The organism is Streptomyces lusitanus (assembly GCF_042647945.1).
Classification (GTDB): domain Bacteria; phylum Actinomycetota; class Actinomycetes; order Streptomycetales; family Streptomycetaceae; genus Streptomyces; species Streptomyces pseudogriseolus.
Genome location: NZ_JBHRWL010000033.1, coordinates 320,020 through 331,916 on the forward strand (window position 1 = coordinate 320,020; position 11,897 = coordinate 331,916).

Below are 11,897 nucleotides of genomic sequence, written 5' to 3' on the forward strand. Positions count from 1 at the left end.
GTCGTCGCCCCTATACGCAGCGACGCCGAATCCTCATAAGGTGAGCAGTATTGGATGTCGGCGGCGGTCATGGCCGCCGGTCTTCGCGAGGAGGACTGCGGTGAGCGAGACGAGCCCCAAGCTGCGCGCCGAGCTGGAGGGGATCCCCACCTACAAGCCGGGCAAGCCCGCGGCGGCCGACGGGCCGGTGGCGTACAAGCTGTCCTCCAACGAGAACCCCTACCCGCCGCTGCCGGGCGTGATGGAGACGGTGACGGCCGCCGCCTCCACCTTCAACCGCTACCCGGACATGGCCTGCACCGCCCTCACGGCCGAGCTGGCCGAGCGGTTCGGGGTGCCGGCGTCCCACGTCGCCACGGGCACCGGCTCGGTCGGCGTGGCCCAGCAGCTGCTCCAGGCCACCTCGGGCCCCGGCGACGAGGTGATCTACGCCTGGCGCTCCTTCGAGGCGTACCCGATCATCACGCAGATCAGCGGCGCCACGTCCGTGCAGGTCCCGCTGACCGAGGGCGATGTGCACGACCTGGACGCGATGGCCGACGCGATCACCGACCGGACCCGGCTGATCTTCGTCTGCAACCCCAACAACCCGACCGGCACCGTGGTGCGCCGGGCCGAGCTGGAACGCTTCCTCGACCGGGTGCCCGGCGACGTCCTGGTGGTGCTGGACGAGGCCTACCGCGAGTTCATCCGCGACCCCGAGGTGCCGGACGGCGTGGAGATCTACCGCGAGAAGCCCAACGTCTGCGTCCTGCGCACCTTCTCGAAGGCGTACGGTCTCGCCGGGCTGCGCGTCGGCTTCGCCATCGCCCACGAGCCGGTGGCCGCGGCGCTGCGCAAGACGGCGGTGCCGTTCGGCGTGAGCCAGATCGCCCAGGAGGCGGCGATCGCCTCGCTGCGGGCCGAGGACGAGCTGATCGGCCGGGTCGGCTCCCTGGTGTGCGAGCGGAACCGGGTGGTCGAGGGGCTGCGCGCCCAGGGCTGGACGGTGCCCGAGACCCAGGCCAACTTCGTGTGGCTGCGGCTGGGGGAGCGCACTGTGCCGTTCGCGCAGGCGTGCGAGCAGGCGGGTGTGGTCGTCCGGCCGTTCCCGGGCGAGGGCGTGCGGGTCACCGTCGGGGAGACGGAGGCGAACGACATCTTCCTGAAGGTCACCGAGAAGTTCCGCGCCCAGGGCTGATCATCCGACGGCGTCACCGGGTCTGACCTGCGGAGACGTAAGCGGTCGGCGGTTCGTCCGCCGGCCGCTTCTCCATGTCCGGGGCCGGTTCGGCCGCCCCTGGTCCCGTGCTCGCCCCTCAACCCGTCCGGGTGTGACCGAGGAAGGGGTTGACGTCACACAGGACCCCCCTTCCAGGTCGTAGAAGCAGTGAGTCATAATTGCTTGTGAATGTGAACGCGTTCACAAGCGCATCCCGTTTCCTCCCGAGATGGACGGGGATGGAACGGGCCCGCGGCTGCTGCACCACGGCGAAGTAAGGAGCGACGACGTGGATCTGGCTCTGGCGCCGGAGACCCTGGCGCGATGGCAGTTCGGCATCACCACCGTCTACCACTTCCTCTTCGTTCCCCTGACGATCTCGCTCGCCGCCCTCGTCGCCGGGCTGCAGACCGCCTGGGTGCGGACGGAGAAGGAGAAGTACCTCAAGGCGACGAAGTTCTGGGGCAAGCTCTTCCTGATCAACATCGCGATGGGTGTCGTCACCGGCATCGTGCAGGAGTTCCAGTTCGGCATGAACTGGTCCGACTACTCGCGCTTCGTCGGTGACATCTTCGGCGCCCCGCTCGCCTTCGAGGCGCTGATCGCCTTCTTCTTCGAGTCCACCTTCATCGGACTGTGGATCTTCGGCTGGGACCGGCTGCCGAAGAAGATCCATCTGGCCTGCATCTGGATGGTGTCGATCGGCACGCTGCTGTCGGCGTACTTCATCCTCGCCGCCAACTCCTGGATGCAGCACCCCGTCGGCTACCGGATCAACGGGGAGAAGGGTCGCGCCGAGCTCACCGACTTCTGGCTGGTGCTGACCCAGAACACCACGCTCAACCAGGTCTTCCACAGCTTCTCGGCGGCCTTCCTCACCGGCGGCGCCTTCATGGTCGGCATCGCGGCCTTCCACCTGCTGCGCAAGAAGCACATCCCGGTGATGCGCACCTCGCTGCGGCTCGGCCTGGTCACCCTCGCGGTCGGCGGACTGCTCACCGCGGTCAGCGGCGACACCCTCGGCAAGGTCATGTACGAGCAGCAGCCCATGAAGATGGCCGCCGCCGAGGCCCTCTGGGACGGCGAGGAGCCGGCGCCCTTCTCCGTCTTCGCCTACGGCGACGTCGACAAGGGGCACAACAAGGTCGCCCTGGAGATCCCCGGCCTGCTGTCCTTCCTCGCGCACAGCGACTTCGAGTCGTACGTGCCCGGCATCAACGACACGAACGAGGCGCTCCAGGAGAAGTTCGGGCCCGGCGACTACAAGCCCATCGTGCCCGTCGCCTACTGGGGCTTCCGCTGGATGATCGGATTCGGCATGGCCTCCTTCTCGGTGGGCCTGCTGGGGCTGTGGCTCACCCGGAAGAAGTTCCTGCTGCCGGCCGCGTACCGCACCGGCGAGGACGAGGTGCCGCATCTGGTGCTGCTGAAGCGGCCGCTCGGCTCCCGGCTGACCCGGCTGTACTGGCTGGCCGCGGTCTGGACGATGGCCTTCCCGCTGATCGCCAACGCCTGGGGCTGGATCTTCACCGAGATGGGCCGCCAGCCCTGGGTCGTCTACGGCGTGATGCAGACCAGGGACGCGGTCTCCCCCGGCGTGTCGCAGGCCGAGGTCATCACCTCGATGACCGTCTTCACCCTGCTCTACGCCGTGCTGGCCGTCATCGAGGTCAAGCTGCTCGTCAAGTACGTCAAGGCGGGGCCGCCCGAGCTGAGCGACTCCGACCTCAACCCGCCCACGAAGCTCGGCGGCGACGTCCGTGACGCCGACAAGCCGATGGCCTTCTCGTACTAGGCCGAGGGAGCTGCACTGTCATGGAACTGCACGACGTCTGGTTCGTCCTGATCGCCGTCCTGTGGACCGGCTACTTCTTCCTCGAGGGCTTCGACTTCGGGGTCGGTGTCCTGACCCGGCTGCTGGCCCGCGACCGGGCAGAGAAGCGGGTGCTCATCAACACCATCGGCCCGGTGTGGGACGGCAACGAGGTCTGGCTGCTCACGGCCGGCGGCGCCACCTTCGCCGCCTTCCCCGAGTGGTACGCCACCCTGTTCTCCGGCTTCTACCTGCCGCTGCTGGCCATCCTGATCTGCCTGATCGTCCGCGGTGTCGCCTTCGAGTACCGGGCCAAGCGGCCCGAGGAGAACTGGCAGCGCAACTGGGAGACGGCGATCTTCTGGACCTCGCTGCTCCCGGCGTTCCTGTGGGGTGTCGCCTTCGGCAACATCGTGCGCGGGGTCAAGCTCGACGCCGACTTCGAGTACGTGGGCACCGTCTGGGACCTGCTCAACCCGTACGCCCTGCTGGGCGGTCTGGTCACGCTCACCCTGTTCACCTTCCACGGCACGGTGTTCACGGCCCTCAAGACGGTCGGGGAGATCCGGGAGCGTGCGCGGACACTGGCCCTGAAGGTGGGTCTGGTGACCGCCGTGCTGGCGTCGGTCTTCCTGCTGTGGACGCAGGTCGAGAGTGGTGACGGGGCCGGCCTGGTCGCGCTCGGTGTGGCGGTCGCCTCGCTGGTCGCCGCCCTGGCGGCCAATCAGGCAGGACGTGAGGGATGGTCGTTCACGCTGTCCGGCGTCACCATCGTTGCCACGGTGGCCATGTTCTTCGCGACGCTGTTCCCGAACGTCATGCCCTCCACCCTGGACCCCAAGTGGAGCCTGACCGTCACCAACGCCTCCTCCAGCCCGTACACGCTGAAGATCATGACCTGGCTCGCGGTCATCGCCACCCCGCTGGTGCTGCTCTACCAGGGCTGGACCTACTGGGTCTTCCGCAAGCGGATCGGCACCCAGCACATCGCCGATCCGGTGCACTGAGGGTGTGTTTCACGTGAAACCGATCGACCCCCGCCTCCTCAGGTACGCGCGTGCCACCCGGGGCTTCCTGGCAGCCGTCGTCGGCCTCGGCGCCGTGGGCGCGGGACTGGTCGTCGCCCAGGCCATGCTCATCGCCGAGATCGTGGTCGGCTCCTTCCAGGACGGCCGGTCCGTCGCTGAGCTGCGCACTCCGCTGCTGCTGCTCGTCGCGGTGGCGGCCGGACGCGGCCTGGTCGGCTGGCTGACCGAGCTGGCCGCGCACCGGGCGAGCGCCGCCGTGAAGTCGGAGCTGCGGGGGCGGTTGCTGGCCCGGGCGACGGCACTGGGGCCGGGGTGGCTGGGCGGCAGGAGCACCGGGTCGCTGGTCACCCTGGCCACCCGGGGCGTCGACGCCCTCGACGGCTACTTCTCGCGGTATCTCCCCCAGCTGGGCCTCGCGGTGGTCGTCCCGGCCGCCGTGCTGGCGCGGATCGTCACGGAGGAGTGGGTGTCGGCGGCGATCATCGTCGGCACCCTGCCCCTCATCCCCGTCTTCATGGTGCTGATCGGCTGGGCCACGCAGAACCGGATGGACCGTCAGTGGATGCTGCTCTCCCAGCTGTCCGGGCACTTCCTCGACGTCGTCGCCGGGCTGCCGACGCTGAAGGTCTTCGGGCGGGCCAAGGCGCAGGCCGCGTCGATCCGCACGATCACCGCCGGGTACCGGCGCGCGACCATGCGGACGCTGCGGATCGCCTTCATCTCGTCGTTCGCGCTGGAACTGCTCGCCACCCTCTCGGTGGCGCTGGTCGCCGTGACCATCGGCATGCGCCTGGTCCACGGAGAGCTGGACCTGTACACCGGTCTGCTCATCCTGATCCTGGCGCCGGAGGCGTATCTGCCGCTGCGTCAGGTCGGCACGCAGTACCACGCGGCGGCGGAAGGGCTCGGCGCGGCCGAGGAGATCTTCGCGGTGCTCGAGACGCCCGCGCCCGGGGCGGGGAAGGGCACGGTGCCGCAGGGCGCCCTCGCCTTCGAGGACGTGACCGTCCGATACCCCGGCCGGTCCACGGACGCCGTGACGGACGTGTCCTTCTCCGTCGCCCCCGGTGAGACGGTCGCCCTGGTCGGGCCGAGCGGATCCGGGAAGTCCACGCTGATCGGCGCGGCGCTGGGCTTCGTCCGCCCCGACGCGGGCCGGGTGAGCGTCGGCGGGGCCGACCTCGCCGGACTCGACCTCGCCGACTGGCACCGCCGCGTGGCCTGGGTGCCGCAGCGGCCGCACCTGTACGCCGGGACGATCGCGGAGAACGTCCGGCTGGCCCGCCCCGACGCGGACGACGCGGCGGTACGGCGCGCACTGCGGGACGCGGGTGCGCTGGACTTCGTGGACGCCCTCCCCCACGGTGCCGACACCGTGCTGGGCGAGGACGGGGCGGGCCTCTCGGCCGGGCAGCGGCAGCGCCTCGCGCTGGCCCGGGCCTTCCTCGCGGACCGGCCCGTGCTGCTGCTCGACGAGCCGACGGCCGCCCTCGACGGGGCCACGGAGGCCGGGGTCGTGGCGGCGGTACGACGGCTGGCAAAGGGCCGGACGGTGCTGCTCGTGGTGCACCGCCCCGCCCTGCTCGCCGTCACCGACCGGGTGGTCCGGCTGCCGGCGCCCGACGCGCACCCGGCCGGGACGGTCGCTGCCGGCCGGACCGGCGCGGACACGGTTCGGGGCGCCGCGTCCGACCACAGCTCCCGGCCCGAGACGGTCCCCGACGCGCGCGACGAGCAGGCCCCCGGTCGGGTGCTCGCCCGGGTGCGTGCCCTGTCGGGCTCCCGGCGGGGGAGGTTCACGCTCGCGCTGCTCCTCGGCACGCTCGCCCTGGGAAGCGCCGTCGGGCTCATGGGGACGTCCGGCTGGCTCATCTCCCGCGCCTCGCAGCAGCCGCCGGTGCTCTACCTGATGATGGCGGTCACCGCGACGCGCGCCTTCGGCATCGGGCGGGCCGTGTTCCGCTACGCCGAGCGGCTGGTGTCCCACGACGCCGTGCTGCGCATGCTGGCGGACACCCGGGTCGCGGTCTACCGGCGGCTGGAACGCCTCGCGCCCGCCGGACTGCGCGGCACCCGCCGGGGCGACCTGCTGACCCGGCTGGTCTCCGACGTGGACGCGCTCCAGGACTACTGGCTGCGCTGGCTGCTGCCGGCCGGCGCCGCGGTCGCCGTGTCCACCCTGTCCGTCGGCTTCACCGCATGGCTGCTGCCCGAGGCCGGTGCCGTGCTCGCGGCCGGGCTGCTCACGGCGGGCGTGGGTGTCCCGCTGCTCACCGCCGCCGTGGCGCGGCGCACCGAGCGCAGGCTGGCACCGGCCCGCGGCGACCTCGCCACCCGGGTGACCGACCTGCTCACCGGCACCGCCGAGCTGACCGTCGCCGGGGCGCTGCCCGCGCGGGCCGAGGGGACGCGGCGAGCCGACGGCGTCCTGACCCGCATCGCCTCACGGTCGGCCGTGGTCACCGGTCTCGGCGACGGGCTCACCGCGCTGATCTCCGGACTGACCGTGGCCGCCGCCGGCCTGGTCGGCGTGCAGGGCGTGAGCTCCGGCCGGCTCGACGGCGTGGCCCTGGCCGTGGTGGTCCTCACCCCGCTGGCGGCGTTCGAGGCGGTCCTCGGCATGCCCCTCGCCGTGCGCCACCGGCAGCGGGTGCGCCGCAGCGCGGAGCGCGTGTACGAGGTGCTGGACGCCCCGGCGCCCGTGCGCGAGCCGGAGACACCCCGGCAGGCGCCCGTCTCGCCGTTCCCGCTCACTCTCAGGGGACTCACCGCCCGTCACCCCGGGCAGGACCGGGACGCGCTCGCCGGCCTGGACCTGACGCTGGAGCGGGGACACCGTGTCGCCGTGGTCGGCCCCTCCGGTTCCGGCAAGACGACGCTGGCCCAGGTGCTGCTGCGGTTCCTGGACCCCGGCGCCGGCTCCTACACGCTCGCCGGCGTGGACGCCCGCGCCCTGGACGGGGACGACGTACGGCGCTTGGTCGGGCTGTGCGCGCAGGACGCGCACCTGTTCAACAGCTCCGTCCGGGAAAACCTGTTGCTGGCCCGGAAGGACGCGACCGAGGCCGACCTGCGTGACGCGCTGGGCCGGGCACGCCTGCTGGAGTGGGCGGACGGACTGCCGGACGGCCTGGACACGCTCGTCGGCGAGCACGGCGCGCGGCTGTCCGGAGGGCAGCGGCAGCGGCTCGCCCTGGCGCGCGCCCTGCTGGCGGACTTCCCCGTCCTGGTGCTGGACGAGCCGGCGGAACACCTCGACCTGCCCACCGCGGACGGGCTCACGGCCGATCTGCTGGCCGCCACCGAGGGCCGCACCACCGTCCTCGTCACCCACCGGCTCGCGGGGCTGGAGGCGGTGGACGAGGTGATCGTGCTGGACTCGGGACGAGTGGTGCAGCGCGGACGATTCGAGGAACTCCGTGTCGTGGACGGTCCCTTGCGGGACATGGCGCTGCGGGAGGAGGAAGCGGGAGCCCTGGTGGCGGTGTCCTGACCGACACGCAGGCGCGGGGGAGCCCAGGGTGACGTGCCGTCAATACCCCACAGGCGTCAGGGAGAGCGGTGAAGCATCCGTCCGGGGGCGTGTCGTCCCCCATGTGTACGACGTGAACGCGCCTCCCGGTCCCGGGCGGGGACAGGATCGCAGGCATGCGTCTCACCCGCCGCCGTCCGCTGCTCGTCGCCGTGCTGTTCTGCGCGCTCGCCGTGCTCGCCGCCCGGCCCGCCGACGGCGACGGATCCCACGCCCCCGGTCATGGCTCCCCCTCCGTCAGCGCCGAGGTGGCGCGGCTGTACAAGGAGGCGGCGAAGGCCACCGAGCAGTACGAGGCCGGACGCGAGGAGGCGGAGAAGCAGCGGGATCTGGCGCAGCGGCTGGAGGAACGGCTCGACCGTGAGCGGCAGCAGGCCGCCGGACTCCGCGAGGACCTGGGGCGGATCGCCAGCTCCCAGTACCGGGACGGCGGCGGACTGCCGCTCACCGCGCACATGCTCCTCGCCGACGATCCCGAGCAGCTGATGCGCGGTCAGCGCGTCGTGCAGCACGCCGAGGTGGCACTGGACCAGGCGCTCGGCCGCAGCGAGCGGGCCGAGGCGCGGCTCGCCCGGGACGAGGCGAAGGCCGCGGCGGCCTGGAAGAAGCTGGAGCAGCGGAACGAGGAGCTCGCCGCGCTGAAGCAGGACATCGAGGAGAAGCTCGAGTCGGCGCGCTGGAAGCTCCAGGGCGAGGCGGACGCCTCGGTGACGGCGGGCTCCTGCCGCGGCGCCGTCCGGCTCGACCAGCCGCCGGCGCAGTACACGACGTCCTGGGTGGCGCCCGTGGAGACGTACGAGCTGTCCGCCTCCTACGGCAGCGGCGGTGCGCGCTGGGCGAACCGGCACACCGGGCAGGACTTCGCGGTGCCGATCGGGACGCCGGTGCGGGCCGTGGGCAGCGGCACGGTGGTGAAGGTGTCCTGCGGCGGCGCGTTCGGCATCGAGATCGTGGTCGAGCACCCGGGCGGCTACTACACCCAGTACGCGCACCTGGCGGCCGTCGCCGTCGACCAGGGGGAGCGGGTGTCCCCCGGGCAGTGGATCGGCCAGTCCGGGACCAGCGGCAACTCCACCGGTCCGCATCTGCACTTCGAGGTGCGGGTGACCCCGGAGATGGGTTCGTCGGTGGACCCGGTGCCGTGGCTCGCCGGGCGCGGCGTGACCCTCTGACCGGGCCGACGAGCCGCGGGCGCCTACCTCTGACCGTCCAGCAGCTGCTCGATCACCACGGCCACGCCGTCGTCGTTGTTGGCGACCGTGCGGCCCGAGGCGGCGGCGAGCACGTCCGGGTGGGCGTTGCCCATCGCGAAGGAGCGGCCCGCCCAGGTCAGCATCTCGACGTCGTTCGGCATGTCACCGAAGGCGACGACCTCCTCGTGCGAGATGCCGCGCTCGGCGCAGCACAGTGCGAGGGTGCTCGCCTTGGACACGCCGGGCCCGCTGATCTCCAGCAGGGCGCTCGGGCTGGAGCGGGTCACGGTGGCGCGGTCGCCGATGGCGAGCCGGGCCAGGGTGAGGAAGGCGTCCGGCTCCAGCTCGGGGTGGTAGGCCAGGATCTTGAGCACCGGTTCGGCGGCGGTGGGGGAGTCCGGGGCCAGCAGCTCCTCGGCGGGCGCCAGGTCGTCCGGGATCTCCATGTGCAGCTTCGGGTACGCGGGCTCCTGGTGGAAGCCGTAGGTCTGCTCCACGGCGTACACCGTGCCCGGGGCGGCGTCGCGCAGCAGGCGCACGGCGTCCAGGGCGTTGTCCCGGGGCAGCTCGCGGACCTTGACGAAGCGGTGCGCGCCGGGACCGCCGTGCAGGTCGACGACGGCGGCGCCGTTGCCGCAGATGGCGAGGCCGTGGCCGTGCACATGGTCGCTGACCACGTCCATCCAGCGGGCCGGGCGGCCGGTGACGAAGAAGACCTCGATGCCCGCCTGCTCGGCGGCGGCCAGGGCCGCCACGGTCCGGGGGGACACCGACTTGTCGTCGCGGAGCAGGGTGCCGTCGAGGTCGGTGGCGATCAGCCGCGGTGGGGTGGCTGCGGCCGGGGTCTCGGGCTCTCGGATCGCTGAGGTCACCCGGCCATTGTCCCGCATATGCCCGCACGGCCGTGCGGGACTCCGCACATCTGAGTGATTACTGCTGTCACCAGCGGCTTCTCGTCCGGCCTCGGCGCCTTCACGCCCTGTCTCGGCAGGACGGCGCCTGTTCTCGTTCATCGCAGCTGCGCCGGTGCCTCCATCGCGATCCGTTCGAAGACCTTCTGGTCCGCCGCGAAGTCCGAGTCCGGGATGGGCCAGTGCACCACGATCTCGGTGAATCCGAGTTCGACGTGGCGGCCCGCGAAGTCGACGAACGCGTCCAGGGACTCCAGCGGACGGCTCCGGTCCGGGGTGAACCCGGTGAGGAGGATCTTGTCCAGCTGGGTGACGTCCCGGCCGATCCCGGCGCAGGCGTCGGCGAGCTTGTCCACCTGACCGCGAATGGCCTGAACCGACTGTTCGGGTGTGCCGTCCTCGTACAGCTTCGGGTCGCCGGTGGTCACCCATGCCTGCCCGTATCGGGCCGCGAGCCGCAGTCCGCGCGGGCCGGTCGCCGCCACGGCGAACGGGAGCCGGGGGCGCTGGACGCAGCCGGGGATGTTGCGCGCCTCGTGCGCCGCGTAGAAGTCGCCCTCGTACGACACGGCGTCCTCGGTGAGCAGCCGGTCCAGCAGGGGCACGAACTCGGCGAGGCGGTCGGCGCGCTCGCGCGGGGTCCACGGCTCCTGGCCGAGGGCGGTGGCGTCGAAGCCGGTGCCGCCCGCGCCGATGCCGAGGGTGACGCGGCCGCCGGAGATGTCGTCGAGGGAGATGAGCTCCTTGGCCAGGGTGACCGGGTGCCGGAAGTTCGGGGAGGTCACCAGCGTGCCCAGACGCATCCGCTCGGTCACGCCCGCGGCGGCGGTCAGGGTCGGGACGGCGCCGAACCACGGGCCGTCGCGGAAGCTCCGCCAGGACAGGTGGTCGTAGGTGTAGCCGGCGTGGAAGCCCAGCTCCTCGGCCCGCACCCAGGCGGAACGGCTGCCTTCGTGCCAGCGGCGGTACGGGAGGATCACGGTGCTCAGACGCAGGCTCATGGATCCGAGCCTAAGCGGCGCGTCCGGTTTCACGTGAAACACACCCTGCCCACGCCCCACGCAGGGGCATACGGAGGCACGTGCAGGCGTGCGCTTCCGGGGCGTCCGTCACCGCACCTGGGCGCTCAGCCAGGGTGTGAGGACGATCATCGGGATGAATTCCTTGTGTGTCCGGTCACCCGGCAGCGGCACCACGAGGAAGTAGCCCGGCGGGAACCGCCGTGCCTTCACATACGCCAGCCCGTCGAACAGCGAGCGCAGGAAGGCGGGCACGTCGTCGCGAGGGATGTCGGGGCACTCGACGCCCTCGACGTCGATCAGGGCGTCGTCCTCCGGGAACAGGCGCACCCGCACCCTGGGCAGGCCGCCGAACTCGACATGGGCCTCGTGCGGGAGGGTGCCGTCGGGGTCGGCGGTCACGCCGACGCCGGCCGCGGTGCGGCGCGAGGTCTGGTCGGCGCCGATGTCGTGGGTCACCTCGATCTCGCGTCCGTACCGGTCGGCGAGGGCACGGAGGGCGGTGACGGCGGCCTCGGTGGTGGGCAGATGCTCCATGCCGTCGATCATGACCTACCCGCGGCCCTCACCGAAGCGCAGATACCGGCTGGGAACGGCGTCGGTCAGCCAGACGCCGTTGGCGCTGACGCGGAAGACATGGCCGTCGCGGTGCATGGCGCCCGCGTCGACCGACAGCACCACCGGCCGTCCCCGGCGGGCGCCGACACGGGTGGCGGTCTCGCGGTCGGCGGAGAGATGCACGGCGTGCCGGTTCATGGGCCGCAGGCCCTCGGCGCGGATCGCCTCCAGGTTCCGGGCGACGGTGCCGTGGTACAGCCAGGCCGGCGGGACGGCGAGCGGCAGCTGGAGATCCACCGGGATGGTGTGGCCCTGGCTGGCGCGGATCCGGGTGCCCTCGACGGCGAAGCGCCGCTTGTCGTTGGCGGCGACGACATGCTCCAGCTCTTCCCGGGTGAACGGGAAGCCGTGGTCCGCCGCCGCGGCGATCAGCGTGTCGATCTCGACCCACCCGGCCGCGTCAAGGGTCAGCCCGATCCGCTCGGGCTGGTGGCGCAGGTGCTTCGCGAGGTACTTCGACACCCGTACGGTGCGTCTTTCGTCCATCTGTTCAGACTGCCGGGAGAGACACGTATCACGCGATCGATTTACATCCGAAGGTTTGATCCACAGACAAGTGAGGTTATCCACAGCGGAACGAGG

At 71.8% G+C, this 11,897-nt stretch carries 9 protein-coding genes; 5 read left to right on the top strand and 4 right to left on the bottom strand.

Features of this window, described 5'->3' with window-relative positions:
- Positions 1-100 precede the first annotated feature (100 nt).
- From hisC to ACFOSY_RS33390, 5 genes are all read left to right on the top strand, one after another.
- Positions 101-1,180 (top strand): histidinol-phosphate transaminase, encoded by a 1,080-nt coding sequence (gene hisC / locus ACFOSY_RS33370; protein WP_394314249.1) that lies wholly within the window; start codon positions 101-103, stop codon positions 1,178-1,180.
- Between the two features lie 310 nt (positions 1,181-1,490).
- Entirely contained in the window at positions 1,491-2,996 is a 1,506-nt protein-coding gene (locus ACFOSY_RS33375) for a cytochrome ubiquinol oxidase subunit I (RefSeq protein WP_394314496.1), read from the top strand.
- Positions 2,997-3,016: 20 nt separating this feature from the next.
- A complete protein-coding gene (gene cydB, locus ACFOSY_RS33380) occupies positions 3,017-4,021 on the top strand; it encodes a cytochrome d ubiquinol oxidase subunit II (RefSeq protein ID WP_394314251.1) in 1,005 nt (334 codons plus the stop codon).
- Between the two features lie 13 nt (positions 4,022-4,034).
- On the top strand, positions 4,035-7,535 hold the full coding sequence (cydD, locus tag ACFOSY_RS33385) for a thiol reductant ABC exporter subunit CydD (RefSeq protein ID WP_394314253.1): 3,501 nt from the start codon (positions 4,035-4,037) through the stop codon (positions 7,533-7,535).
- Between the two features lie 155 nt (positions 7,536-7,690).
- A complete protein-coding gene (locus ACFOSY_RS33390; protein WP_394314256.1) occupies positions 7,691-8,746 on the top strand; it encodes a M23 family metallopeptidase in 1,056 nt (351 codons plus the stop codon).
- Between the two features lie 23 nt (positions 8,747-8,769).
- Here ACFOSY_RS33390 and ACFOSY_RS33395 read toward each other — a convergent pair whose 3' ends face one another.
- From ACFOSY_RS33395 to ACFOSY_RS33410, 4 genes are all read right to left on the bottom strand, one after another.
- Positions 8,770-9,657, bottom strand: coding sequence for a Cof-type HAD-IIB family hydrolase (locus ACFOSY_RS33395; RefSeq protein ID WP_394314258.1), 888 nt, complete (start codon positions 9,655-9,657; stop codon positions 8,770-8,772).
- 119 nt (positions 9,658-9,776) lie between these two features.
- Positions 9,777-10,679, bottom strand: coding sequence for an LLM class flavin-dependent oxidoreductase (locus tag ACFOSY_RS33400; RefSeq protein WP_394314260.1), 903 nt, complete (start codon positions 10,677-10,679; stop codon positions 9,777-9,779).
- Between the two features lie 108 nt (positions 10,680-10,787).
- Positions 10,788-11,246 (bottom strand): hypothetical protein, encoded by a 459-nt coding sequence (locus ACFOSY_RS33405; RefSeq protein WP_394314262.1) that lies wholly within the window; start codon positions 11,244-11,246, stop codon positions 10,788-10,790.
- A gap of 3 nt (positions 11,247-11,249) precedes the next feature.
- Positions 11,250-11,801, bottom strand: coding sequence for an RNA 2'-phosphotransferase (locus tag ACFOSY_RS33410; RefSeq protein WP_394314264.1), 552 nt, complete (start codon positions 11,799-11,801; stop codon positions 11,250-11,252).
- Positions 11,802-11,897 lie beyond the last annotated feature (96 nt).

Bases quoted from the DNA above. Each gene is read 5' to 3' on its own strand.
- cydB (WP_394314251.1), top strand. From the start codon at position 3,017: ATGGAACTGCACGACGTCTGGTTCGTCCTGATCGCCGTCCTGTGGACC.
- ACFOSY_RS33390 (WP_394314256.1), top strand. From the start codon at position 7,691: ATGCGTCTCACCCGCCGCCGTCCGCTGCTCGTCGCCGTGCTGTTCTGC.
- ACFOSY_RS33395 (WP_394314258.1), bottom strand. From the start codon at position 9,657: ATGCGGGACAATGGCCGGGTGACCTCAGCGATCCGAGAGCCCGAGACC.
- ACFOSY_RS33400 (WP_394314260.1), bottom strand. From the start codon at position 10,679: ATGAGCCTGCGTCTGAGCACCGTGATCCTCCCGTACCGCCGCTGGCAC.
- ACFOSY_RS33405 (WP_394314262.1), bottom strand. From the start codon at position 11,246: ATGATCGACGGCATGGAGCATCTGCCCACCACCGAGGCCGCCGTCACC.
- ACFOSY_RS33410 (WP_394314264.1), bottom strand. From the start codon at position 11,801: ATGGACGAAAGACGCACCGTACGGGTGTCGAAGTACCTCGCGAAGCAC.